27 protein-coding genes and 2 tRNA genes are annotated in these 24248 nt (G+C 64.5%); 16 read left to right on the forward strand and 13 right to left on the reverse strand.

What is annotated here, in order from left to right:
* Positions 1-36: 36 nt before the first annotated feature.
* The 3 genes from EJB06_RS28780 to EJB06_RS28790 all read right to left on the reverse strand — a co-directional run bounded on the left by EJB06_RS28780 (position 37) and on the right by EJB06_RS28790 (position 1894).
* Positions 37-672, reverse strand: coding sequence for a lysozyme family protein (locus tag EJB06_RS28780; protein WP_126077475.1), 636 nt, complete (start codon positions 670-672; stop codon positions 37-39).
* Positions 673-681: 9 nt separating this feature from the next.
* Positions 682-1215 carry a PAAR domain-containing protein gene (locus EJB06_RS32295; RefSeq protein ID WP_198420944.1) on the reverse strand — a complete coding sequence of 178 codons (534 nt, stop codon included), beginning with the start codon at positions 1213-1215 and terminating at the stop codon, positions 682-684.
* A 223-nt stretch (positions 1216-1438) separates the two neighbouring features.
* The gene (locus EJB06_RS28790) at positions 1439-1894 is read right to left on the reverse strand and encodes a winged helix-turn-helix transcriptional regulator (protein WP_126077476.1); all 456 of its coding nucleotides are present in this window, start codon (positions 1892-1894) and stop codon (positions 1439-1441) included.
* A 94-nt stretch (positions 1895-1988) separates the two neighbouring features.
* Here EJB06_RS28790 and EJB06_RS28795 point away from each other — a divergent pair, with 94 nt between their 5' ends.
* The gene (locus EJB06_RS28795) at positions 1989-3191 is read left to right on the forward strand and encodes an MFS transporter (protein WP_126077477.1); all 1203 of its coding nucleotides are present in this window, start codon (positions 1989-1991) and stop codon (positions 3189-3191) included.
* Positions 3192-3337: 146 nt separating this feature from the next.
* Here the strand turns inward: EJB06_RS28795 and EJB06_RS28800 are convergent, their stop codons facing one another.
* The 5 genes from EJB06_RS28800 to EJB06_RS28825 form a co-directional block, all read right to left on the reverse strand.
* The gene (locus EJB06_RS28800) at positions 3338-3775 is read right to left on the reverse strand and encodes a hypothetical protein (RefSeq protein WP_126077478.1); all 438 of its coding nucleotides are present in this window, start codon (positions 3773-3775) and stop codon (positions 3338-3340) included.
* A gap of 162 nt (positions 3776-3937) precedes the next feature.
* Positions 3938-4702 carry an OBAP family protein gene (locus EJB06_RS28805; RefSeq protein WP_198420945.1) on the reverse strand — a complete coding sequence of 255 codons (765 nt, stop codon included), beginning with the start codon at positions 4700-4702 and terminating at the stop codon, positions 3938-3940.
* Between the two features lie 144 nt (positions 4703-4846).
* Positions 4847-5128: a hypothetical protein gene (locus EJB06_RS28810; protein WP_126077479.1), complete on the reverse strand. Its 282-nt coding sequence runs from the start codon at positions 5126-5128 to the stop codon at positions 4847-4849.
* 111 nt (positions 5129-5239) lie between these two features.
* Positions 5240-6319: an OmpA family protein gene (locus EJB06_RS28815; protein ID WP_164558062.1), complete on the reverse strand. Its 1080-nt coding sequence runs from the start codon at positions 6317-6319 to the stop codon at positions 5240-5242.
* Between the two features lie 135 nt (positions 6320-6454).
* Complete coding sequence (locus tag EJB06_RS28825; RefSeq protein WP_164558063.1) at positions 6455-7528, reverse strand: OmpA family protein; 1074 nt, start codon at positions 7526-7528, stop codon at positions 6455-6457.
* 241 nt (positions 7529-7769) lie between these two features.
* Here EJB06_RS28825 and EJB06_RS32090 point away from each other — a divergent pair, with 241 nt between their 5' ends.
* From EJB06_RS32090 to EJB06_RS28840, 3 genes are all read left to right on the forward strand, one after another.
* A complete protein-coding gene (locus EJB06_RS32090; RefSeq protein WP_164558064.1) occupies positions 7770-8138 on the forward strand; it encodes a hypothetical protein in 369 nt (122 codons plus the stop codon).
* A gap of 194 nt (positions 8139-8332) precedes the next feature.
* Positions 8333-8794, forward strand: a complete 462-nt coding sequence (locus tag EJB06_RS28835; RefSeq protein WP_126077484.1) for a cupin domain-containing protein — start codon at positions 8333-8335, stop codon at positions 8792-8794.
* A 164-nt stretch (positions 8795-8958) separates the two neighbouring features.
* Positions 8959-10089 carry an acyltransferase family protein gene (locus tag EJB06_RS28840; protein ID WP_126077485.1) on the forward strand — a complete coding sequence of 377 codons (1131 nt, stop codon included), beginning with the start codon at positions 8959-8961 and terminating at the stop codon, positions 10087-10089.
* Between the two features lie 9 nt (positions 10090-10098).
* On the opposite strand, the gene EJB06_RS28845 is transcribed toward EJB06_RS28840, so the two are convergent.
* The gene (locus tag EJB06_RS28845; RefSeq protein WP_126077486.1) at positions 10099-10584 is read right to left on the reverse strand and encodes a VOC family protein; all 486 of its coding nucleotides are present in this window, start codon (positions 10582-10584) and stop codon (positions 10099-10101) included.
* A 259-nt stretch (positions 10585-10843) separates the two neighbouring features.
* Here EJB06_RS28845 and EJB06_RS28850 point away from each other — a divergent pair, with 259 nt between their 5' ends.
* On the forward strand, positions 10844-11785 hold the full coding sequence (locus EJB06_RS28850) for a hypothetical protein (protein ID WP_126077487.1): 942 nt from the start codon (positions 10844-10846) through the stop codon (positions 11783-11785).
* Positions 11786-11943: 158 nt separating this feature from the next.
* Positions 11944-12585, forward strand: coding sequence for a uridine kinase (gene udk, locus EJB06_RS28855; RefSeq protein ID WP_126077488.1), 642 nt, complete (start codon positions 11944-11946; stop codon positions 12583-12585).
* Between the two features lie 397 nt (positions 12586-12982).
* Here udk and EJB06_RS28860 read toward each other — a convergent pair.
* A tRNA-Ser gene (locus tag EJB06_RS28860) sits at positions 12983-13073 on the reverse strand.
* Positions 13074-13151: 78 nt separating this feature from the next.
* On the reverse strand, positions 13152-15152 hold the full coding sequence (acs, locus tag EJB06_RS28865) for an acetate--CoA ligase (protein WP_126077489.1): 2001 nt from the start codon (positions 15150-15152) through the stop codon (positions 13152-13154).
* Positions 15153-15445: 293 nt separating this feature from the next.
* Between acs and EJB06_RS28870 the strand changes: the two genes are divergently transcribed.
* From EJB06_RS28870 to EJB06_RS28890, 5 genes are all read left to right on the forward strand, one after another.
* The gene (locus tag EJB06_RS28870; protein WP_126077490.1) at positions 15446-16060 is read left to right on the forward strand and encodes a TIGR00645 family protein; all 615 of its coding nucleotides are present in this window, start codon (positions 15446-15448) and stop codon (positions 16058-16060) included.
* A gap of 16 nt (positions 16061-16076) precedes the next feature.
* Positions 16077-17618, forward strand: coding sequence for a fumarate hydratase (locus EJB06_RS28875; protein ID WP_126077491.1), 1542 nt, complete (start codon positions 16077-16079; stop codon positions 17616-17618).
* Positions 17619-17623: 5 nt separating this feature from the next.
* On the forward strand, positions 17624-18478 hold the full coding sequence (murI, locus tag EJB06_RS28880) for a glutamate racemase (RefSeq protein ID WP_229427341.1): 855 nt from the start codon (positions 17624-17626) through the stop codon (positions 18476-18478).
* Between the two features lie 101 nt (positions 18479-18579).
* Positions 18580-18655 (forward strand) — tRNA-His (locus EJB06_RS28885).
* Positions 18656-19034: 379 nt separating this feature from the next.
* The gene (locus EJB06_RS28890) at positions 19035-19445 is read left to right on the forward strand and encodes a tellurite resistance TerB family protein (protein ID WP_126077493.1); all 411 of its coding nucleotides are present in this window, start codon (positions 19035-19037) and stop codon (positions 19443-19445) included.
* Between the two features lie 62 nt (positions 19446-19507).
* Here EJB06_RS28890 and EJB06_RS28895 read toward each other — a convergent pair whose 3' ends face one another.
* Positions 19508-20749, reverse strand: coding sequence for a glycosyltransferase family 4 protein (locus tag EJB06_RS28895; RefSeq protein WP_126077494.1), 1242 nt, complete (start codon positions 20747-20749; stop codon positions 19508-19510).
* A gap of 149 nt (positions 20750-20898) precedes the next feature.
* Here EJB06_RS28895 and EJB06_RS28900 point away from each other — a divergent pair, with 149 nt between their 5' ends.
* The 4 genes from EJB06_RS28900 (at position 20899) to EJB06_RS28915 (ending at position 23312) form a co-directional block, all read left to right on the forward strand.
* Positions 20899-21309 (forward strand): hypothetical protein, encoded by a 411-nt coding sequence (locus EJB06_RS28900; RefSeq protein ID WP_126077495.1) that lies wholly within the window; start codon positions 20899-20901, stop codon positions 21307-21309.
* Positions 21309-22025 (forward strand): hypothetical protein, encoded by a 717-nt coding sequence (locus EJB06_RS28905; RefSeq protein ID WP_126077496.1) that lies wholly within the window; start codon positions 21309-21311, stop codon positions 22023-22025. Before EJB06_RS28900 ends, EJB06_RS28905 begins: the two co-directional genes overlap by 1 nt.
* 81 nt (positions 22026-22106) lie before the next feature.
* Positions 22107-22328, forward strand: a complete 222-nt coding sequence (locus EJB06_RS28910; RefSeq protein ID WP_126077497.1) for a hypothetical protein — start codon at positions 22107-22109, stop codon at positions 22326-22328.
* A 159-nt stretch (positions 22329-22487) separates the two neighbouring features.
* Positions 22488-23312 (forward strand): DUF4349 domain-containing protein, encoded by an 825-nt coding sequence (locus tag EJB06_RS28915; RefSeq protein WP_164558065.1) that lies wholly within the window; start codon positions 22488-22490, stop codon positions 23310-23312.
* Here the strand turns inward: EJB06_RS28915 and EJB06_RS28920 are convergent.
* The gene (locus EJB06_RS28920; RefSeq protein WP_126077499.1) at positions 23297-23635 is read right to left on the reverse strand and encodes an antibiotic biosynthesis monooxygenase; all 339 of its coding nucleotides are present in this window, start codon (positions 23633-23635) and stop codon (positions 23297-23299) included. The two genes, EJB06_RS28915 and EJB06_RS28920, sit on opposite strands and share 16 nt — an antisense overlap.
* Positions 23636-23718: 83 nt before the next feature.
* Between EJB06_RS28920 and soxR the strand changes: the two genes are divergently transcribed.
* Positions 23719-24195, forward strand: coding sequence for a redox-sensitive transcriptional activator SoxR (gene soxR, locus EJB06_RS28925; protein WP_126077500.1), 477 nt, complete (start codon positions 23719-23721; stop codon positions 24193-24195).
* The last annotated feature ends 53 nt before the right edge of the window (positions 24196-24248 follow it).

The raw sequence follows: 24248 nt of genomic DNA on the forward strand, positions 1-24248 counted from the left end.
TCTCCTCCTGCCTTCTCCTCCTGCTTTCTCCTCGTTTTATCGGCGCGCTGGCGCACAAGCCGCCGCGGCGGGCGGATGGATGGTGCCGCCGCACTCGCCGTACTTGTGCAGAAAACTCTGGTAGGCCGCGTCCGGCGCCGCAAAGCGGCCCTGGCTGGCCGGCGTCTTCGGCAGGCCCGGCCAGGATGCGGCAGCGGCCTGCAGCGTGGCGTCGATATCGCCGGCCTGGATGTTGCCCAGCACCCCCAATTGGCGCAGCACCTCGACGGCGATCAGTTCCTGCGTTTCGGCGCCAAAGTCGCTCAGGTCCATGCGCGCGCCCACCTCTTGCCATACCTCGCGCGTGATGCGGTACAAGCCGGCCGCGGTGCAGCGGCCGTTGTGCCCCGCGCCGGGATGGGTGGAGAAATCGGTGAAGCGCCACGGGTCGTTGCGCCGGCCGCGAATCGCGCCGTCGAGAAAATCGACCCCGCCCCCCAGGCAGTGGCACATCGCGCGCAGGAAGGCGCGGATATTCGGCTGCTTGAGGTAGACCCGGTTTTCTTCGAGCCGGGAAGCCTTTTCCAGGCGGATGCGGACCGTCTTGGCGTCGGCCTCGTCGGCCGGCGTGGTGCTCAGGCGCGCCCGGTGGTGCAGGACGGCGCCGGACGGCGATATAAGGGTGGCGCTCATTGCCGCTTCCTAGACGAACAGTTCGACCGATTCGGGCATCGCCGTGGTCGACAGCAAATGGGTGTAGCCGTTGCGGTCGGAGGTGCCGAATTCGAGTTGCCCGCTGGCGCGCACCACCGCGTATTCCTTGTGCACCAGCGGGTCGCCGGTTTCTTCGTCGAGCAGCACGAAGCGCTCGTTGAAGCTCGGACCGTTGGCGGCGGCGCGCGCGGCGTGCGAGGCTATGCTGTCGGAGTTGGACAGGGCGCGCCCGGTATCCTTGAGCACCTGGCTGCGCATGATCTGCACCGTCAGCAGCTTGGGCGGCGGCACGCAGCGGCAGGTGCACAGGTCGTTTTCGAGTGCGACGTGCTTGCCGTCGGACATTTCAGGAATGCGCGGGCCGACGCACAGGATGCGGCCGGTCGCCTTGCATGCGGGACAGGCCACCAGGTCGCCCTCGAGTGCGATGGGCACGCCATTGATGCAGCCGCTGCCGCTGGCCGACACGACGCGCCCGCCGGCGCTGGTGCGCGCGCCCAGGGTGATGGTGTAGCGCCTCATTGCGCCAGGCTCCGGGCGGCCGAGGGGCGCAAGGTTGCGGCGGGAACGACGGGATGGGAGATTGATTTCATGGCTCTTCCTTTGCGACGGCATAAACAAGCTGGCGTTAGCGGCACCGGGGCGCCTGACATATGCCAAGCTTACGTTTCGACGCTTCCGGACGCTTGACATCGCTCAATCAACCCCTTCCAAGCTAGCAATCCGAACAGGGTGACAGCGCCTCTCAAGCCTTGTCCGCGAGCTTGACGACGACCGTATCGGCAGGTCCCAGCAGGCGGCCGTCGGCGGCGCGCGGCAGCAGCGGCGCCAGCGGCTGCCCATCCTGGCGGTCGCGCAGCTGCGAGTGCGCCTCGCCCGCGCCGAACAACTGCTGCTCGCCCCACTGGCGCAGCGCGACGATCAGCGGAAACAGGCTGTCGCCCTTGGCGGTGAGCACATATTCCTGGTACGCCGTGCCGTCCGCCGCAGGCTGCACGGCCAGCACGCCCTGCTCGACCAGCAGGCGCAGGCGGTCGGCCAGGATGTTGCGCGCCACCCCGAGGCGGCGCTGGAAATCGCCGAAGCGGCGCGCCCCGTCGAAGGCGTCGCGCACCACCAGCAGGCACCAGCGCTCGCCGATCGCGTCGAGCGCGCGCGCCACCGGGCAGGCGTCGGCCTGCATGCTTTTACGTTTGGCCATCGTTCGCTTCCATTGTCAGTTAACTGGTTGCATTTTAAAACCAGAATCACTACACTTCAACCAGTTTCAATTTGCAACCAGTTTAGGATGAACCATGATGGAATCAATCTCGGGCGCCGCGCCGGCGCCGCGCGTACCGCCCCGCCTGGTCGCGCTGTTTGCCTGCGGCAGCGGCTTGAGCGTGGCGAATGTGTACTACGCCCAGCCGCTGCTCGGCTCGCTGGCGGCCGACTTCGCGATCAGCCCGGCGGCCATCGGCGGCGTGATCACCGCTACCCAGGCCGGCAGCGTCGTGGCCTTGCTGATGCTGGTGCCGCTCGGCGACCGCCTCGACCGGCGCCGCCTGATGCTGGTCCAGGCCCTGCTGCTGGCGCTGGCGCTGGCCTGCGTGGCGATGGCGCGCCACACGCCGCTGCTGCTGGCCGGCATGCTGGCGGTCGGCCTGCTGGGCACCGCCATGACGCAGGGATTGATCGCCAGCGCCGCCAGCGCCGCCGATGCCTCCGAGCGCGGGCGCGTGGTCGGCGCGGCGCAGGGCGGGGTCGTCATCGGCCTGCTGCTGGCGCGCGTGCTGGCGGGGCTGGTGGCGGACGTGGCCGGCTGGCGCTGGGTCTACCTGCTGTCGGCGGCGGCCATGCTGGCGCTGGCGGCCTTGCTGTGGACGGCGCTGCCGGCGCAGGCGCGCAGCGGCCCGCGCCTGTCCTATGGCGCCCTGCTGCGCTCGATGCTGGACTTGCTGCTGCACGAACGGATGCTGCAGATCCGGGGCCTCATCGCGCTGCTGATGTTTGCGGCGTTTAGCATTTTCTGGAGTGCGCTGGTGTTGCCCTTGAGCGCGGCGCCGTTTGCGTTCTCGCACACCGCCATCGGCGCCTTCGGCCTGGTCGGCGTGGCCGGCGCGCTGGCGGCCGGCAAGGCGGGCAGCTGGGCCGACCGGGGCCTGGGCCAGCGCGCCACCGGGATGGCGCTGGCTTTGCTGGTGCTGGCCTGGCTGCCGCTCGGCTTGCTGCATCGCTCGCTGTGGCTGCTCGGGCTGGGCATCCTGCTGCTCGATATCGGTGCGCAGGCGATCCAGGTGCTCAACCAGAGCATGATTTTCCGCAGCCGCCCGGACGCGCACAGCCGCCTGGTGGGCTGCTACATGCTGTTCTACGCGGTCGGCAGCGGCGCCGGTGCGCTGGGCGCGACCGCCATGCATGCCGCCGCCGGCTGGACCGGCGTATGCGTGCTCGGCGCTGGCGTGAGCGCGCTGGCGGCCCTGTTCTGGGCGCTCAGCTTGCGCTGGACGCCGGCGTGACGGCGCTGCCGTGGCGCCCTGCCGGCACGCGCAGGTATCGGCACGTCGGGCAATCGGCGCATGGGCATCGCAGCGAACTTGGGCACCCGCCTGCGCGGGTGCGACGGCGCCGGGCGGGGTGCCCAAACGCCGGGATGTCAGCGGCCTTATTGGCCGCTAGGGCGCGTGGTGCCCGCTGTGCCCCGGGTGCCGCCGTCCGTGCTGTTGGCGCCGGCGGCGCCGTCGCTGCCGGTCATCGACGTGGTGCCGCTTGCACCGGCCGTGCCTGTCCCGGTGGCGCCCACAGCGCCATCGCCGGCGCCGCTCGATGTGGTGCCCGCCGCGCCGCTGGTGCCGGTGGCGCCGGTGCCGCTCGTGACACCCGGCGTCGCCGCGGCGCCGCCGTCATTGCCGGCCGTCGTCGAGGTCGCCGTGCCGCCGGTGGCGCCGGTCGTGCTGTTGCCGGCACCGCTGCCGGGTACGGCGGCCGTCGGCGCGGCGCCGCTGTCGGCGCCCGGTCCGGCGCCATCGTTCTTGCACGCCGCCAGCGAGCATGCCGCCAGCAAGATACACGCCAAATTCTTTACGAGAGGAAGTTTGTTCATGTCGCAACTCCTTTGCCTGGTCCGGGGGATGAGGGCTGCGGCGACCATGACGGTGCGCGCAGCCAGTGAGTCGTATCCTCGCGTCATGCCCTGCGCGCGTCCATCGGCCTACTTGCCCATCGGATGTAGGAACAGTCCGGCGCCCAGCGGACTGCGGCCCGTCTATTTGTCCGTCACGCCGGGAATGTCGCGCGTGGGGCGGCCGAACTTGCCCTTGAGGGCGTCCGTGCCCGCTTGCGGCCTGGCCAGCCTGGCCAGGTCGGCGCGCTCCTTGCGCGTTGCGGCGGTATCGCGCTTCATGCGGCGGTCGCGCTCCTCGACCAGGCCGGGCTGGGCCTCGCCGTCGCGGTTGAAGGACCAGGCCAGCATCGGTGGACCCAGCGGCAGCTTGTCGTTGGGCTGGCCCATGTGGCCGGTATTCCAGACATGCCAGGTTTTGCCGTAGCTGTTCATCTTGGACTTCATCAAGGCTTTTTCAGCGACCTTGGGGATGCCGGGGGCCATCAGCTGGCCGCTGAGGATTTCGCCGTTGTGGGGATGCCAGAACGCCTTTTCTTCGGCGGGCAAGGTCTCGAACAAGGCCTCGGAAATGATGTACTCGACACCGTGCATATTGGCTTTGCGGGTGTTGCTGTCGAACAGGACGCACTGGGCGAAATCTTCGTTCATCTGGTGGCAGTAATGATGCGCCTCCATCTGGTGCTCGGGATGGTCCTTCATCGGGTGGAAGCCGACCAGGTAAATGTCGAAGCCGGCCACCGGGCTGTTGCTTTGCAAGAGTTTGGCGCCCGCTTCGAGGGCGCGCGTCTGGGGCGCCTTGTCGGCGCCCGGCGGGCTTTGCGGCGGCGCGACTTTTTCTTGCGCCCAGGATGGGGAAAGGGACAGCAGCAGCGCCGCCATCGCCATGGAAACAGGCATGCGTGTCATGAAACGGCTCCCGGAAAGGTGGGGCGGCGTGGACGATTCCCCGCCGCCGGTTCACCGATACGGTAGCGCAGCGGCGCGCTTTGCGCCACGCGTTACGGGAGCGACACAGTCGCTGCGGTCAAGCCAGGCCGGCCGCCGGCTTGCCTAGCAGATGAGCATGCCCGCAGTGACGCGGTCCGATGGCAGCAGCGCAAACCCGAGCTCCTGTTTCGGGCAGATCTGGCGGCCATCCCGTTCGATGTGCACGTCGACCAGGTAAAACGTCGCCGAGGCCGCCGGGTTGTGATAGCGGAAGTACCTGGGCGCGTCCGTATCGGGCACGACGCGGATATCGTAGCCGGCTTCGAGCTGGCGCAACAGCTCGCCCAGCGTAGCGCCCTCCAGCGCCAGGCCGGGATGGGTGACGATCTCCCTCATGTCGGGCATCGTTGTTTCCGGGAAATCTGCAGAGAAAAATGTCGGCATGATTATGGTTTGTCAGTGTGACGGTGTCGACCGCGAGGCGCTGCTGCGCGCGTGCGCCTCGCATCGTGCCGATTAGCCCCTGGCCACCTTGACCAGCTCCACGCGGCGGTTCTTGGCGCGCCCTTCGTCGCTGCCGTTGTCGGTCAGCGGCTTGTCGGCGCCATGGCCGGCGGCGCTCAGGCGCGTGCCGTCGATGCCGTCGCTGACCAGGGCCTGCACTACCGCCTGCGCGCGTTCGCGCGACAAGGTCTTGTTGCGCGCCGGGTTGCCCACGTTGTCGGTGTGGCCTTCGACCGACAGGTGCAGCGCGCTTTCTTTCTTCATCAAGGTGGCGATTTCGTCGACCGCCGGTTTGCCGTCCGGACGGATGGCGGCCTTGTCGGTGTCGAAGTTGATGTACAGCGCGATATGGCCCTTGCTGTCGAGCTCGGATTTGATGGCGCCCGCGCTCACGATATTCACCGACGAGGCCGACTGCTTTTCTTCGATGGCGATCAGGCGCACGACACTGTCGTTGACCATGACCACCATCCATTTGCGGCCGGTGGGGGTCGGCAGGAAATACACCTCGTAGCTGCTGGAGTTGCCGTAGTAATTCAGTTTCTTGTCCAGCTTGTAGCTGTCGCCGCCATTGGCCGCCACGAACTGATCGTCGTTCGGCGTGCCGGTATTGACCTTCACGCCGCCCATGTCCTGCACCGCCTTGCTGTAATCGCGCTGGGCCTGGAACTGCGAAATCTTGGCCTGCGACAGGTCGAAGGTGATCTGGCGGAAGCGCCCTTCGACGGCATGCACGGTGTTGCCGACGATGACATGCAACTGGTCGAAATCGGACTCTTTCGTGCTCTGGAAAGCCTCGCCGACGCTGGTAGGATAATTGATGAACGGGAACGCCGGCAGCGGCTTGCTGATCACGGCGATCTTGTCGAGCTCGGCGGCGACGCTGGCGCTGGCGCCGCTGGCCGCTGGCGCTGGCGTGGCCGCCACGGGGGCCGGTGCCTGGGCTGCCTGCGGCGCGGCGGGTGGCGCGGCGACCGGTGCGCTGGTCACCGGTGCGTCCACCGGCGCGGCCGGCGCTTTCGGCTTGCATCCGCCCAGGGCGAAGGCAAGCGAGATCGACAGGTAGAGGGCGGCGTTGAGTGGTTTGGTCATGGCAGTGTGTCGGAATAAAAAAGGAATCGGCCTGGCGGTGCAGGAAAGTTATTATGATTACATAAAGACAAGGCAATGATACAGGGCGACGACTCGCCCGCAAGCGGTCATCGCGGCGCCGTTTTACCGGCTTGCTCAGCTTTTCGCCACCTTGACCAGCTCGACGCGGCGGTTCTTGGCGCGCCCTTCTTCGCTGCCGTTGTCCATCAGCGGCTTGTCCGGGCCGTGCCCGGCGGCAGTCAGCCGGGCGCCATCGATGCCGTCGCTCACCAGCGCTTGCACCACCGCCTGCGCGCGTTCGCGCGACAAGGCGATGTTGCGCGCCTTGTCGCCGACATTGTCGGTATGGCCCTCGACCGACAGGTGCAGCGCGGTTTCTTTCTTCATCAGCGCGGCGATTTCGTCGACCGCCGGCTTGCCGTCCGGGCGGATGGCGGCCTTGTCGGTGTCGAAGTTGATGTACAGGGCGACGTGGCCCTTGCTGTCGAGTTCAGACTTCATCGCGGCCGCGCTGATCAACTTGACCACCGATGCGGTCTGTTTTTCTTCGATCGAGGTCACGCGCACCGTGTCCTGGCTGACCATGATCAGCATCCATTTGCGGCCGGTCGGCGTCGGGAAGAAGTAAGTGTCATAGCTGTAGTTCTCACCCGGATAGTCCAGCTTGTTGCGCATGGCATCGTTGAATGAGCCGCTGACCTTCTGGAATGCCTCGTCCTTCGGCACACTGGCGTTGACCTTGACGCCGCCCATGTCGGTGGCCGCCCTGGCATAGTCGCGCTGGGCCTGGAAGCGCGAAATGCCGGCATCGGCCAGTTCGAACGCGATGCGCCGGAATTGCCCTTCGACCGGCAGGACTTTGTTGCCGACGATCAGGTGCAACTGGTCGAAGTCGGACGCCTTGGTTTTCTGCTTCTCCTTGCCGACGCTTTCCGGATAGTCGACGAAGGGGAACGGCGGCATCGGCTTGGCGATGACGGCGATCTTGTCGAGGTCGACATCGGCGGCATCGCCGGCGACGGCAGGCGGCGCCGCTGCCGGCGCCGGGGCCGGGGCCGGCGCGGCGGGAGGCGCAGCCGCCGGGGCGGGAGCGCTGGCCGGCGCAGGCGGCGCAGGCGGCGCTTCCGCCGTTTCTTTCGGCTTGCATCCAACGATGGCAAAGGCGAGCGAGAGCGACAGGCAAAGAAGGGCGTGGCGTTGTGTGGTCATGGCGGACAGTCGGACAAAAGGGTTCGGCCTGGCGGTGCAGGGGCAAGTGGAACAATTCCATAAAAGCAAGGCGATGATACACCGGCGCGTAGCGCCCGCAAGCGGTAATCGTGGCGCCGTTTTACCGATGTGCGTTATCGTTGCGACAAGCCCACGTCGGGCCGGCGCGGAGCCTGGTCGATGGTATGATGTCGCCCCGAACGCGCGGCCCCCGGCCCGCCCCCACCCTCACACGACAAACATGGATCCGTACAAAGTTCTCGAAGAAGCCCGTCCGATGCTCGACACGGTGCTGACCCAGGCCGGCCTGCAGGCGCCGGGCGAGCCGCTCGACCTGGAGGCCCTGCGCATGCCCTTCAGCCAGTGGCTGCAAGCGCAGACGGTCGGGCGCGAGGACCTGGGCTTTTTCGTCGGCCTGGTGGGCGCCTTCATTTCGCAGTATCTGGTCGATACGGCCAATGCGTCGGTGCAGGTCGACGGCGAGCGCATCAGTGTGCGCGTGCCGCTGACGGGCGAGCGCGAGCGGCGCTTCGATCCGTATGCGGCCGCCTCGGCGCTGATCGTGCAGAAAGGCAGCGTGGCCGACTTCCTGGCCAGCGTCTGCGCGTAGAAGAGACAGCAGTCGATGCAATCGGCCGACAGCAGAATTGCGGCCTCTAAAAAGACATCAATTTCCGCCATCACCCCGTCGAGCGGCCGCTCTCATGCGGCCCGTCGTACAATCGAACCTCGCGCAAGGGCCACCGCATGCACACGCAAGGAGGATCCGCCGCGTCGCTTCTGACCCCAATGAAAGGAATACGCATGCCTGCGCTCACTCCTGATGGCTTCATGAAAGAAGAAAACACCGCCGAGGGCTCGGCCGACCCCAACCTGACGCTCTGGATTTCGGAGGCCGGCGGACTGACGCAGTTCGGCGCCTTCGTGGAAGTGCTGCAACCGGGCACGCGCTCGTCCATCAAGCACTGGCACAGCGCCGAGGATGAAATGGTGTACGTCCTGGAAGGCCAGGTGACCCTGGTCGAAGGCGCTGCCGAAACCATCCTCAATCCCGGCGACGCGGCCACCTTCCGCGCCGGTGTCGCGCTCGGCCACTGTTTGTGGAATCGCAGCGCGTCGCCAACGCGCTGCCTGGTGGTCGGCACCCGCGCGCCGGTCGACACGATCACCTATCCCGAGCATGACCGTGTCTTGCATCGCGACCGCTCGCTGCCGGACGATATCTGGACCGACGCCGCCGGCAAGCCGGCAGACAGTCCCTATTGAGCTGCTGTTCGTCGAGCGCCACGTAACATCCGGTAACTCATCCATGCGCCACATCCCGACCGCATCGGCTATGATGGCAAATTGTTATCGGCAGCCATCAGGCATGGCTGGCTGATATCGACCGCTGCGCTGCTTGCGCGGTCGTGCTATTGGAAGAGGTTTGGATGGCTGTCGTTGTAGAAAAAGTACCCGGGGCCAAGGCAAGCGCCCCGGCCCAGTTTGGACTGATCAATCTGTTGAAAGTGATCGCGGCGCAGTTGATTGTGCTGCACCACCTGGCCTTCTATGGCCCCATGGCCGACTACGCGCGGCCCTTGATGCCCGATGTGATCGACTGGCTCGATTCCTTCGCGCGCATCGCGGTCCAGGTCTTTCTTGTGATCGGCGGCTTTCTCGTCGCCAAATCCCTGTTCGCACAAGGCCAGCCAGGCGCGATCAATCCGCTGGCGACCGTGTGGCGGCGCTATGCCAAGCTGGTGCCGCCGTTCATGGTGGCGATCCTGTGCGCGGTCGCCGCCTCCGCCCTGGCGACGCGATGGATGACGCATGACTCGATTTCCGCCCCACCCGATCTGCTGCAACTGGCGGCGCATGCGCTGTTGCTGCAGGGCGTGCTCGGTTACGACTCCCTGTCGGCAGGAGCGTGGTACGTGGCCATCGATTTCCAGTTGTATGCGGTGGCGGCCCTGCTGGTCTGGCTGTGCGGACGTTTTTCCGGCGCGCGCTGGCGGCGCTGGCTGATGCCGGCCGTGATCGTGACCGGCATCAGCCTGTCGCTGCTGTACTTCAACCGCGATCCCGCCTGGGATGAGTGGGCGCCCTACTTCTTCGGCAGCTATGGCCTCGGCATCATGGCCTGGCTGGCCAGCGATCCGAAACGGCGGCCGCGCGCAGTCGCGCTGCTGGTGGCGATGATCGTCTTGCCGACCCTGCTCGCGCTGGCGCTCGACTTCCGCCTGCGCATTGCGGTGGCGCTGGCGGTGGCCTGTGTCCTGTTCCTGTTCGGCCGTGTGCGCACCGGCCCGGCTTCCTACCGGGGCATGTCCGCCGTCAATCGCCTGGCGCAAATCTCGTATTCCGTCTTCCTGATCCACTTCCCGGTGTGCCTGGTGGTCAATGCCGCGTTCGCCCGCTTCATTCCGCCCGAGCCGCTGTACCAGGCGCTGGGGATGCTGACGGCGTGGGCGGCCAGCCTGGCGGCCGGCGCGCTGTTTTACCGCTGCGTGGAGCTTCCCCTGGGCCGCGTGCTGCAATCGCTCAGCGAGGCCCGCGCGGCGCGCATGGCATTCGTTTAACCAAGCCGATCAATCCCGGCCGAGCACCGCCCGGTCGATTGCGGCGATGTCGATCTTTTTCATCGTCATCATCGCATCGAAGGCACGCTTGGCGACCACAGGATCGGGGCCGAACACTGCCGCAGTGAGGGCGCGCGGCGATATCTGCCACGACAATCCCCAGCGGTCCTTGCACCAGCCGCATTCGCTCTCCTGTCCACCATTGCTGACGATGGCGTTCCACAACCGGTCGGTTTCGGCCTGGTCTTCGGTCGCGATCTGGAAAGAGAACGCTTCGCTGTGCTTGAAAATCGGGCCGCCGTTCAGGCCGAGGCAGGGAATCCCGAGGACAGTGAACTCAACCGTGAGGACATCGCCCTGTTTGCCATCCGGATAGTCTCCAGGCGCCCGGTGGATAGCCTGGACCGCGCTGTCGGGAAAAGTTTGTGCGTAGAAGTTCGCCGCGTCGACGGCGTCGCCATCGTACCAAAGGCAGATCGTGTTCTTGCTGGTCATTGCGTGCCTCCTGAAGAGTTGAACGCCGGCGTACATTGCCGTGAAAAAACCAAAGCCACATGCGGAACCTCGGTCCATCGGGGGAGCCTAATGCCCTTGGAGGGATTCGTCAAATGCCACGCATTCTCGCGCTGCCCGGCGTGCTTGAATCGGGATGAGGATGAGCGGCATTAAGACGCAGGCCGGTACGTCGGGTTAGCATTCACACCCGCAGGCGAGCGGGAACGACACTCGCCATCACCCCCTTGGAGGATTCAGCATGAATGATTCAATAGACGAGGCGGGGGACTCGGCCGGCGCTGGCCTGCCTACCGGTGCGCCGGTTGACAATCTGCTCGGAAGTGCCGATGATCGGACGATGGAAGCGCGCGTCACCAGGCTGGAAGTCCATGCCGAACATACGGCCACGGCCCTCGATACCATGCAAAAACGCATGGACGATGGGTTCAGGGAATCGCGCGCAGCCGGCGATGCCCTGCAAAAGCGCATGGACGATGGGTTCAGGGAATCGCGCGCATCCGTCGATGCCCTGCAAAAACGCATGGACGATGGATTCAGGGAGTCGCGCGCATCCGTCGACGATCTGCAAAAACGCATGGACGATGGATTCAGGGAGTCGCGCGCAGCCGTCGATGCCCTGCAAATACGCATGGACGATGGATTCAGGGAGTCGCGCGCTTGCGTCGATGTCCTGCAAATACGCATGGACGATGGATTCAAAGAGTCGCGCGCTTCCGTCGATGCCCTGCAAATACGCACTGACGATGGCTTCAAGAACGCGCAAATACGCACGGACAATGGCTTCAAGAGCGCGCATATACGCATGGACGATGGCTTCAAGAGCGCGCATATACGCATGGACGATGGATTCAAGGACGCGCAAAAGCGCATGGACGACGGATTCAAAGTCGCGCAAAAGCGCGCGGACGATGGATTCAAAGACGCGCAAAAGCGGACGGACGATGGATTCAAAGACGCGCAAAAGCGCACGGACGATGGATTCAAAGACTCACGATCTTCGCTGGATTCCCTTCAAAAACGTACTGACGATGCGCTCCGGGAGTTGCGTTCAGAAATGGCATCAGGCTTCAGGGAAGTACGCAGTGAAGCAAGTACCAACTTCCGCATACTGATTAGCATTCAGATAACCACCTTGATCGCACTGGTAACGCTGTTAGCCAAGTCGGCGAACATGTTCTGACTGAGGCCGGGCTTTATCATGACGCGACAGGACGCCGCGAAAATTCGGCAATCCCTCGGCAGCGAACGCAGCGACATGACGACCGCGTGGCCCGGTCGCGCCACACCTCAAGCAGCCGGTCCCCTGTCGGTTCGCGCGCGCTTCCGGTATCATTCGGCATGAATAAGATTTCTTTCCACCCATTTGTAATCGGTGTCGCTGGCGGAAGCGGCAGTGGCAAGTCAACCGTGTCCCAGCAAGTGCTGGCTTCCTTTGGCGCCGATATGGTCTCGGTCGTGATGCAGGACGATTATTATTGCGATCAGACCCATCTCACCCCCGAAGTCCGCCGCCAGCAGAATTACGATCATCCGCAGGCGTTCGATTGGCCCTTGCTGGTACAGCACGTCCAGGCCTTGCGCAACGGCGAGGCGATCGCGATGCCGGAGTACGACTTCACGATCGATAACCGCTCCGACAGGACCATTCCGGTCAAGCCAGCCCCGGTCATCGTGATCGAGGGCCTGTTCGCCTTGTATGACGCAGACTTGCGCGACATGATGTCGCTCAAGATCTTTGTCGACACCGCGTCGGATATCCGCTTTATCCGCCGCATGCAGAGGGATATTACGGAACGCGGCCGCTCGGTGCAGAGCGTCGTCGGCCAGTATCTGGACACTGTGCGCCCGATGCATAAGCAATTCATCGAGCCGACCAAGCGCCACGCCGATGTCATTATTCCGCACGGCGCTAATGGACCCGCAGTCGATATGATTACCACCAAGGTGGCGAGCGTGATCGGGCAGTTGAAGCGGCTTTGATGCCGGGGGCGCGCGTTTTTGTTGTTCTTGGCCGTTCTTGTTGTTGGCAACGCTATCGGTGTGGGACTCCACAGTCTTGCCGCACGCGGGGGGATTTTTCGTCCAATGATCTCGGTTTAGTTGCGCCCCACCCCTCCCTCCGATTCGACGCTTTACGATGGAAACGGCCGGCCGCTGGGATCGATTGGTGTTTAGGGGAATTTTTCTTGCGCTTCGCGCAGCGCCTCCGGCGCGCCACCGCGTAGCGGTGGCAGTTGGACGATTCGGAGAGGGCCGGGCGAGTACGCCCAGCCCTTCGAATCCCCCGCGCACGCCCCGCAGGGGGCGTGCTTCTCTCCGCCAAAGACACAAAAGCAAAAAGCCACCCGAGGGTGGCTTTTATTTGCTTTTGTGTCTTTGGCGGAGAGAGGGGGATTCGAACCCCCGATAGGCTATGAACCTATACACGCTTTCCAGGCGTGCGACTTCAACCACTCATCCATCTCTCCTGCTTTACTTCTCCGCCTTCGCGAAGCCGCAGATTATAGCAAAGATTCTGGAAAGTATGAAGAAATTTGCACTCGCCCTTACGAGGCTTCTTTCAGCTGCTCCAGAATCGCCGGATTTTCCAGCGTGGAGACGTCCTGCGTAATCGTCTCGCCCTTGGCCAAGACCCTCAGCAAACGCCGCATGATCTTGCCCGAACGCGTCTTCGGCAGGTTGTCGCCAAAGCGGATTTCTTTCGGCTTGGCGATCGGGCCAATCTCTTTGGCGACCCAGTTGCGCAACTCCAGCGCCAGCTTCTTGGCCTCTTCCCCAGTCGGACGCGCCTGCTTGAGCACGACGAACGCGCAGATCGATTCGCCCGTCGTATCGTCCGGCTTGCCCACCACCGCCGCTTCAGCCACCATCGGATTGGCTACCAGCGCCGATTCGATTTCCATGGTGCCCATGCGGTGCCCCGATACATTGAGCACGTCGTCGATGCGCCCGGTGATCGTGAAGTAGCCGGTCTCCTTGTTGCGGATCGCACCATCGCCCGCCAGGTACATCTTGCCACCCAGCTCATCCGGGAAGTAGCTGGTCTTGAAGCGCTCCGGATTGCCCCAGATGGTGCGGATCATCGACGGCCACGGCCGCTTGACCACCAGGATGCCGCCCTGCCCGTTCGGCACGTCCGCACCGGCCTCGTCGACAATCGCGGTCATGATGCCCGGCAGCGGCAGGGTGCAGGAACCCGGCACCATCGGCGTCGCACCCGGCAACGGGGTGATCATGTGGCCGCCCGTCTCGGTCTGCCAGAAGGTATCGACCACCGGGCAACGCTCGCCGCCCACGTTCTTGTAGTACCACATCCAGGCTTCCGGATTGATCGGCTCGCCCACCGAACCGAGCAGGCGCAGGCTGCTCAGATCGTACTTGGACGGATGCACGGCCGGGTCGACATCGGCCGCCTTGATCAGCGAGCGGATCGCGGTCGGCGCCGTGTAGAAGATGCTGACCTTGTGCTTGGCGATGTTGTCCCAGAAGCGCCCGGCGTTCGGATAGGTCGGAATCCCTTCGAACACGACCTGGGTCGCACCCACCGCCAGCGGGCCGTAGGCGATGTAGCTGTGACCGGTGACCCAGCCGATATCGGCGGTGCACCAGAATACGTCCTGCGGCTTGATGTCGAAGCTCCACTTCATGGTCAGCGCGGCCCACAGCAGGTAGCCGCCGCTGGAGTGCTGCACGCCTTTCGGCGTGCCGGTCGAACCGGAGGTGTACAGGATGAACAGGGGATGCTCCGCGCCCACCCATTCCGGCTCGCACTCGGCCGCCTGGCCGGCCACCAGCTCGTGCAGCCACAGGTCGCGCCCTTCGGTGAAGGCGATGTTGCCGCCGGTGCGCTTGTAGACGATGACGTTCCGGATGCTGGCGCAGCCGCCCAGCGCCAGCGCTTCGTCGACGATGCTTTTCAGCGGCAGGTGCTTGCCGCCGCGCAGTTGTTCGTCGGCCGTGATGACCGCCACCGCGCCGGCGTCGATGATGCGCTCCTGCAGCGATTTGGCGGAAAAGCCGCCGAACACGACCGAGTGGGTGGCGCCGATGCGCGCGCAGGCCTGCATGGCGGCCACGCCTTCGATCGACATCGACATGTAGATAATGACGCGGTCGCCCTTCTTGATGCCGCGCGCCTTGAGGCCGTTGGCGAACTTGCAGACGCGCTCGTACAGCTCCCGGTAGGTGGCGCGCGTGACAGTGCCGTCGTCGGCTTCGAAGATGATCGCGGTCTTGTCCGCGTTGCCGTTCTTGAGGTTGCGGTCGAGGCAGTTGTACGACACGTTCAGCTCGCCGTCGCCGAACCACTTGTAGAACGGCGCGTCGCTCTCGTCCAGGGTCGAGGTAAACGGCTTGTGCCAGTCGAGATTCTCGCGCGCCAGGCGGGACCAGAAGCCTTCGTAGTCGCTGGCCGCTTCGGCGCACAGCGCGTTATACGCATCCATGCCGGAAATGGCGGCATCGGCCACGAAGCCGGCTGGCGGCGCAAATACGCGGCTTTCTTGCAAGCCTTGATTTTCCTGCTGGGGGGAATCTGATGCTGCCATGCTGAGTCTCCAATAGTGGTGTTGTTTTGCTAAAACCATAGTCCCGCTCGCTTACTGCGCCCTTACATTGCCAATCAGCGAATAAGGTCAACAAGGCATTAAAGCATGGATAGCGACAACAAGCGGTATGGTCACTTGCATTTACGACAAGATCAATCCCCCATCAAGGCGATCTGCCTGTGGTTTGCGCCAGATCAATGCGTTGCCGGACCGAGCCGGCTATCTGCAGCTGGCCCAAGCGCTGGTAAAATGACGCAGCGAAAATTTTTGCCTTACTCTGGAGCCAAGCATTCATGTCTGAACCGATTCTGCCGAACGACGGTCGCAAGCTGACCCCCTTGAACAACCTGATTTTCATGAGCCGCTGGCTGCAGTTGCCGCTGTACCTGGGGCTGATCCTGGCGCAATGCGTCTATGTCTTCCATTTCTGGGTCGAACTGAAAGACCTGATCGGCGCCGTCCTCGGCAACCAAACGTCGCTCGAACATATCCTGACCGCCGTCACCGTGGAAGGCATGAAGCCGGCCACCAAGCTGAACGAAGCGACCATCATGCTGGTGGTGCTGGGCCTGATCGACGTGGTGATGATTTCCAACCTGCTGATCATGGTCATCGTGGGCGGCTACGAAACCTTTGTCTCGCGCATGCACCTGGAAGGCCATCCGGATCAGCCGGAGTGGCTCTCGCACGTCAACGCCTCGGTGCTCAAGACCAAGCTGGCCATGGCGATCATCGGCATCTCGTCGATCCACCTGCTCAAGACCTTCATCAATGCCAATGCGTATCCCGAAAAAGTGCTGATCGCGCAGACCGTGATCCACATCGTGTTCCTGCTCTCGGCCCTGGCCATCGCCTACACCGACCGCATCATGATGGGCACCCAGAACATGACCAAGACCCCCCACTAAGCCAACGAGAATAGCCATGACTATCATCAAGCAGGAAGACCTGATCGAATCGGTTGCCGCCGCCCTCCAGTACATCAGCTACTACCACCCTGCGGACTACATCGCCCACCTGGCGCGCGCCTACGAGTCGGAAAAGAGCGACGCCGCCAAGGACGCGATCGCCCAGATCCTGACCAATTCGCGCATGTGCGCCGAAGGCAAGCGCCCGATCTGCCAGGATACCGGCATCGTCAATGTGTTCCTCAAGATCGGCATGGGCGTGCGCTTCGAAGGCTTTTCGGGCACCGTGACCGATGCCGTCAACGAAGGCGTGCGCCGCGCCTATAACTTCGACGACAACAAGCTGCGCGCCTCGATCGTGGCCGATCCTCAGTTCGAACGCAAGAACACCAAGGACAATACCCCGGCCGTGGTCCACATGGAACTGGTCGAAGGCAACACCGTCGACGTCAAGGTCGCGGCCAAGGGCGGCGGTTCGGAAAACAAGTCCAAGTTCGTCATGCTCAACCCGTCCGATTCGCTGGTGGACTGGGTCATGAAGACCGTGCCGACCATGGGCGCGGGCTGGTGTCCGCCGGGCATGCTCGGGATCGGCATCGGCGGCACTGCCGAAAAAGCCATGCTGATGGCCAAGGAAGTGCTGATGGACGACATCGACATGTACGAACTCAAATTGCGCGGCCCGCAGAACAAGACCGAGGAACTGCGCATCGAGCTGTGCGACAAAATCAATGCGCTGGGCATCGGCGCGCAGGGCCTGGGCGGCCTGACCACGGTCCTCGACGTCAAGATCATGATGCATCCGACCCACGCCGCTTCCAAGCCGGTGGCGATGATCCCGAACTGCGCCGCCACCCGCCACGCGCACTTCGTGCTGGACGGTTCGGGCGCGAGCTACATCGAGCCGCCGGCGCTGTCGACCTGGCCCGACGTGCACTGGACCCCGGACACCGAGAAATCGCGCCGCGTCGACCTCGATACCCTGACCCGCGAAGAAGTCGCTTCGTGGACCCCGGGCCAGACCTTGCTCTTGAACGGCAAGATGCTGACCGGGCGCGACGCCGCCCACAAGCGCATCCAGGACATGCTGGCCAAGGGCGAGCAATTGCCGGTCGACTTCAGGAACCGCGTGATCTACTACGTCGGCCCGGTCGATCCGGTGCGCGACGAAGCGGTCGGCCCGGCCGGTCCGACGACCGCCACCCGCATGGACAAGTTCACCGACATGATGCTCGAAAAAACCGGCCTGATCGCCATGATCGGCAAGGCCGAGCGCGGTCCGGCGGCGATCGAATCGATCCAGAAGCACAAGTCGGCCTACCTGATGGCGGTCGGCGGCGCGGCTTACCTGGTGTCGAAAGCGATCAAGAGCGCCAAGGTGCTCGGTTTCCACGACATGGGCATGGAAGCGATCTATGAGTTCGACGTCGTCGACATGCCGGTGACGGTGGCGGTCGACGCCAACGGCACGTCGGTGCACAACACCGGTCCAAAGGAATGGGCGGCGAAGATCGAGTCCTTGTCCAGCGTCGGCAAGATCCCTGTCAGCGTGGCCTGAGCCGAGTGACAAACGCGAGCGTTCCCCTGGCGGCTGCCGCGCCGATCGGCGTGTTCGATTCCGGCGTGGGCGGCTTGTCGGTCCTGCGCCATATCCGCGCGCAGCTGCCGCATGAGCATTTGCTGTACTTCGCCGATTCCGGTTTTGCGCCGTATGGCGACAAGCCGGAAAGCGTGGTCGCCGAACGCTCGCTGGCGGTGGCGGGTTTTCTGATCGCCAACGGCGCCAAGGCGCTGGTGGTGGCCTGCAACACGGCGACGGTGGCCGCCATCAAGGTGCTGCGCGCGCACTATCCCGACATGCCCATCGTCGGGGTGGAGCCGGGCCTCAAGCCGGCGGCGGCGGCCACGCGCAACGGCAAGGTGGGCGTGCTGGCGACCAGCGTGACCATCGCCGGCGCCAAGTTCCTGCTGCTGCGCGACCAGATCAGTGCGGCGACCGGGGCGCAGTTCCTGCTGCAGGGGTGCCCGGGCCTGGTGGACCGGATCGAACTGGGCGACCTCGGTTCGCCCGCGATCGGTGCGCTGCTGGAGCGCTATGCGGTGCCGCTGCTGGACCAGGGCGCCGATACGCTGGTGCTCGGCTGCACGCACTACCCGTTCGTGCTGGCGAGCCTGGGCGAGGTGATTGCCAGGACCACCGCGCGCGAGATCGTGCTGATCGACACAGGCGATGCGGTGGCGCGCCAACTGGGGCGCCTGCTGGCGGCGGCCGGCTTGCTGCATGCGGGCGATGGCGCCGCCGGCACGCCCGCGACACCCGCCGTGCAAGGCTTTACCAGCGCCAGCGCAGCGGCCTTGTCGGGAGCGTTCGCCAACTTGCTGGGCATCGATGCGCCGGTGCGCGAAGTGGTGATTTGAAAATATTTCGCTTTCGGTGCATTTTGATTTGCCAGTTCGCTCAGATGTTTGTATAATCTTTTTCTGTTCAGGAAGCATCTGAACAAAATGCAGATTCGATGGTGGCTGTAGCTCAGTTGGTAGAGTCCAGGATTGTGATTCCTGTTGTCGTGGGTTCGAGCCCCATCAGCCACCCCATCGTTTCAGCATGTCGACTAAGCCGCCTTGAGCGGCTTTTTTGTTTTTTGGCCATTCATAGCGCGATGCATTGCCATCGTCAAGACCAGCTCACGAATCGAGCCCGCCTGCCAAACTGCCGCCAACCATCGGGGACACCGGCTTTCGCCCATTTCTGCGGCAACGTCAGGACCGTCCTTTGCGCACACCGCGTCGCAAGCTGCACAACGCTGGTCGACTAACGCGTCGAACGACAACATTTTCCGGCAACTAAGCTTCAAACACATCGAAAAAATCGATTTATCAATTAGTATTAATCGAGTTTTTCTTTATATCGCGCGCCCTTATACTTTTTTGGTGGACATTGACCACACACCTTTACAACAACTGGAGCAGCACAATGCGTCGTTACGAAACAGATAGCCCTCAAGCAGCAGGCCGTGTCCTTGCCCTGGCCATGGTGGTCGACGGCAATCTGGCGCAAAGCGAACTTGCCGCCCTCGACAGCAGCAGGATCCTGCAGTACATCGACCTCGACCAGGAAGGCTTCCAGGTCTTGCTGCAAGAGCTCTGCCAGGACATGCTGACCTCGGCGTTCCACGGCGAAGTGCGCATCGATGGCGCCATGCTCGACGGCTTGCTCGACGAGATCCGCCATCCCGACCTGCGCCGCCAGCTGATGCAGGCCATGTGGCGCATCGCCGATGCCGATGGCTGGCTGGCCGATGCCGAAGCGGTCCTGCTGGCGCGCGCCAGTACCTTATGGTGCGCCGAAACCAACTTCAGCGGGCAGGCGCGCATTGCCGCCTAAGCGCGCCGCCCTTCCCGCGCAGGGCCCGGCGCCCTGCGCCGGCGGCGGCGAGCCGGGCTGCGCTACAGCGTCTGCGCGTCGATCAGGCGCCGGTAGCCGGCAATGCCCTCCTCCACCGCATACCCGGCCTTGATCGCTTCCACCGCGCGCGCCCGCAGGGGCGCGAAGCGTGCCTGCTCGCGCAGCGCCATGCCGACCGTGGCCGCGATCGCAGCGGTGTCGAAAAAGTCGACCAGCAAGCCATTCTCGCCGGCGCGGATCACTTCCGTCACCGGCGCCGTGTCCGAGCCGATCACCAGGCAGCCGCAGGCCATCGCTTCGAGCATCGACCACGACAGCACGAAGGGGTACGTCAGGTACACATGGGCGGCCGATACCTGCAGCAGGGCGCGGTAGCGCGCATACGCAATGCGGTCGAGGAAATGCACGCGGCTCGTGTCGATGTCGACCTCGGCCAGCAGCTTGTCGCGCCAGTTCGCGGCATCGGCCGGACGCGCTCCATAGCTCACGCCGGCCCCGCCGGCGAGCACGATGTCGCAGCCGGGATTGTCGGCCAGGATGGCCGGCAGCGCGCGCATGAAGGTATGGAAACCGCGGTACGGTTCCAGGTTGCGCGACACATAGGTCACGACCGGATCGCCGGGACGCAGCACCTTGCCGTTCGGCAGGGTGAAAGAGGCGTCGGGATCGGGACGCAGATAGCTGGTGTCGATGCCCTCATGAATCAGGGCGATCTTGTCCTGGTAGGGCCCGGGGTGCAGGCTTTTTTGCCAGCGCGTGGGCGCGACCGCGATGTCGCACGCTTCCAGGTTGAGCAGTTGCAGCGCATTCTTGGCGCGCACCCGCGCCCGGTCGTCGATGGTGCTGGGGAACTCCGGATCGAAGCCGACGTCGGCATGGGCCGTGTGATAGTAGAACTCGGAAAAATGCACCAGGCGCGCATCGGGAAAGGCTTCGCGCACGAACATGGTGTCGCCCCAGCCGGGGTGGGCGATGATGACGTCCGGCACAAACCCCTTTTCCTTGAGCGCCAGCAGCACCCGCAGGCAGGCCTGGCCATGCAGGATGCCCGCCTCGAAGGGGCGCGCGTAGTGGTGGGTTTCCTTGGACTGGGCCCGGTGCAGCTTGTAGCTCAGGGTGCGCACGTCCGGCAGGCCGGGGCAGCCTTCCTTGCCGATCGCCAGCACCTCGTAAGCCGGGTCGCGCGCCAGGTGCGCGGCAATCCGCTTGAACTGGCCAGGAAAATTCTGATGAACGAACAGCACGCGCCTGGCGCGTGGGGGATGGGCTGGTGTGGATGTCATTGTCGCGTCCTGCGGCGCTGTTGGTCCGCAATGACCGGGTTGCTAAGGAGCGGATATCTTACCAGAATGGCAAGAGCTGAAACGCTCACTTTGCCGTCCTTGGACTAGAATGGCGGCAGCACACCTTCCCCCGATAAAGGCACACAAGCATGAGTTACGACCTGATGGTGTTCGCACCCGACACCGCCCCGAAAAAACGCGCGCCTTTCCTCGCGTGGCATGAAGAACAGACCGAACTGGGCGAGGACCATTCCTACGCCGACCCGGCTGTCGCCACCCCGGCCCTGCAAGCGTTCTACGCCGACATCGTCCAGGTCTTTCCGGCCATGGCGCTGGACGAGGACGAGGAAGAAGACGAGGACAGCACCGAGACCGACTACACCATCGGACAGGCGTTCATCTACATGAGCTTTCCGTGGAACCGGATCGACGATGCGCACGCCACCGTGACCCGCCTCGCCGGCCAGCATGGGCTCGGCTTTTTCGATGTCAGCTCCGACATCGGCGAAACCTGGCTGCCGGACGGCAAGGGCGGCCTGTACATCGCGCATAGCGACTGATGCGGCGCCAGGCCGCAGGCATCTGCTGGCCGCTCGACGCCACCGTCGGCCACATTGCGGTCGAGAGCGATCGGGTGTCGGGCGAATTCCCCGCCGACCAGGGCCTCGATGGCGTGCTCGACTGCCTGCTGGTGGCGGCCGGCAAATACCGCAACGGCGCTGCGCGCCACTGGTGCCGCACGCACCAGACCTACTGGGGCGTGAAAGCCGACCTGGCCGCATGGGCGGCGAGCGGCCGGCAGCGCTGCGCGCGCCACGCCGACAAGATGGGCTATGCCCTGCATCCACCGGTAATCGACCTGGCCGCCTGCGCCGGTGCGACCATTGCCGGCACCGCCGACGGCGCCATGGAGGCCGCCATCGCCCGCGCCGGCGCGAGCACGGCGCCTTTAACCTTGCGCTGCGCCGCGCTGGCGATCCGCGACAGCGGCGGGTCCGCGCTGTTCCCCGGCACCGCCATCGTGCAGGTCAACATTACCCCGCCGGCCCTGCTGGCCTACAGCGCGGCGCGCGCGGCCGGACAGGCCCTCGGCTGCGTCAACTGCGCGCGCTGCGCGCATCCGCACCTGGACCTGGGCAGCTTTGCGCAAACGCCGCACCGGCGCCACTACTGCGGCAACTGCGGCAGCGACAGCACGCACAGCCCGGACGCCATGATTTCCTCTCCTCTTCATGCGCTGAGCATCAAGTTCGACGGCCTGCTGACGATAATGTAAATACCCGCGTTCGGTACACGCATCGACAGCATGCATTTTCTTTGCGTGTTATAAATGCAATCTAGTAACCAGGAGAACAACATGGACGATGTAGACCGCCGTCATGAAGACCGTCGCCAGGACCTTGAAACCGCAGCGCAATTGCACGAAGCGATCGCCTTGCAACGCGCTTTCGGCAGCGACGCCGCCCAGCGCTTTTTGAAACTGCGCGGCATCGGCGACGAGATCGCCCAAAACGCGCTGATCGAAAGCTACGACCGCCGCCAGGCCGCACGCCGCTTGCGCGCGGCCACGGTCAGCTAGCCGAGACTGGCCAGCTCGCCGGCCAGTACCGGCAGTACCCGCAAGCCCTCCCGGCTGCCGCCCCACGGCATGCCGGCACGGCCGCGCCCGGATGTGCCTGTCGCTTTCCGGCGTGTGAATGATGTTATGATTCCCTCAACATTCATTCACTGCCCTCCCATGAAACTCCTGGCCTGTCTCGCTGTCGCCCTGCTCCTGTCCGCCTGCACGCACAAGGAGGAAGCCGCCAGCTTATCGAGCAAGCCACAGGCGCTCGAGAACGCGACCTTGGAAGCGCCCGCGTCGCAGTCAAGCCGGCGCTACATCGCCACGCGCCACAGACTGGTGCTCGAAGCGCCCGAAGCCGATCTGCACAAGCACTTCGACGCCATCCAGGCGGCCTGCGTGAAGCTCGCCTGCATCGTCCTCAACGCCGACCAGTCGCAAACCCGCCCGCACCAGTCGGCCAGCGCCACACTGACCGCGCGCATTGCGCCGCAAGCCTTCGACAGCTTTCTCAAGACCATGCTGGAACACGGCAAGCTGCTCCAGCATGAGCGCGACAGCGAAGACCTGACCGCCGAAGTCATCGACGTCGAAGCAAGAATCGCCAACCTGACTGCCCTCAAGACCCGCATCCTCGACCTGCTGGCCAAGCGCACGGGCAACATGAAGGAAGTCCTGGAGGCCGAGGCGCAGCTCGCCAAAACCCAGGCCGAACTCGACAGCATTGCCGGCAAGCGCAAGGCGCTGGCCAGCCAGACCGAGATGACCCGGGTCGAGCTGAAACTGGTCGCCGAATCGCTGCAGGCCCGGGAAAGCTGGGCCGCGCCGGTGGCGCTGGCGGCCCGGGATTCCGGCTATATCCTCATGTCGAGCGTGGGCATGCTGATCGTCGCGACGGTGGCGGTGTTGCCGTGGTTGCTGGTGGCGGTCCCCCTGTTCCTGTGGCTGCGCAAGCGCTATCGCGCACGCAAGGCGCGCCGCGCTCAAGCGGCAATGTAAAACCCCCGGTCCGAACGCACGCCGAGGCGTTCGAGCACCTGGGCCGGCGCGATGCCCTGTTCGGCAAAGCGCTGCTGCACGATCTGCTGGGCCACCGCCATCGCGCCGGCCGTCTTCCATTCGACCATGGTCACCACATTAAATTCCCCGGTGCCGCCGAATTGCGTCAATAAATGCTTCTGGCGCCAGCCGGGCAGGCGCTCGAACATGGCCTCGATCTCGCGCATCTGCTCCACGAAGGCGGGCAGCGAGGCCGCCGGCACCACGAATTTATCGATCCGGAATACCCCGTCGGACGGGTTTTTGGGCGTGTTCCTTGCCATCTGAAATTCTCCTTTAGAATGCTCTCCCAAGCAGCGAAAGCCAGTCTAAAACATCAAGTTAAGTTGAGGTCAAGGAGTCTCTTGTGACAGATGAACATGGAGTACGCGACACCCATCCGGCACTGACGGTCGGCGAAGTCGCGCGGCGCAGCGGGGTGGCTGTATCCACCCTGCACTTCTACGAAAGCAAGGGCCTGATTAGCAGCACCCGCAGCGGCGGCAACCAGCGCCGCTACCGGCGCGACGTACTGCGCCGCATCGCCTTCATCCGGGTGGCCCAGCGCGTGGGCGTGAGCCTGGCCGAGATCGAGGCCGCGCTGGCGACCCTCGGCAGCGGCGCACCCAGCCGCGACGACTGGGTGCGCCTGTCGGCCGCCTGGCGCCACGACCTCGACCAGCGCATGGCGCAGCTGAAAAAGCTGCGCGACACGCTCGACGATTGCATCGGCTGCGGTTGCCTGTCGCTGGAGCGCTGCTGGCTGCGCAATCCGCTTGACAAGCTGGGCGAGAAGGGACCGGGGCCGCACCGCCTCTGGATCGGCAAGCCCGAGCGCGAATAAGGGAACAAGGCCGCCGGCGCGCGGTCGAATGATGGTGGACTTACAATTCCGGC

The organism is Massilia atriviolacea (genome assembly GCF_003953935.1).
GTDB classification, from domain to species: Bacteria; Pseudomonadota; Gammaproteobacteria; order Burkholderiales; family Burkholderiaceae_D; genus Telluria_A; species Telluria_A atriviolacea.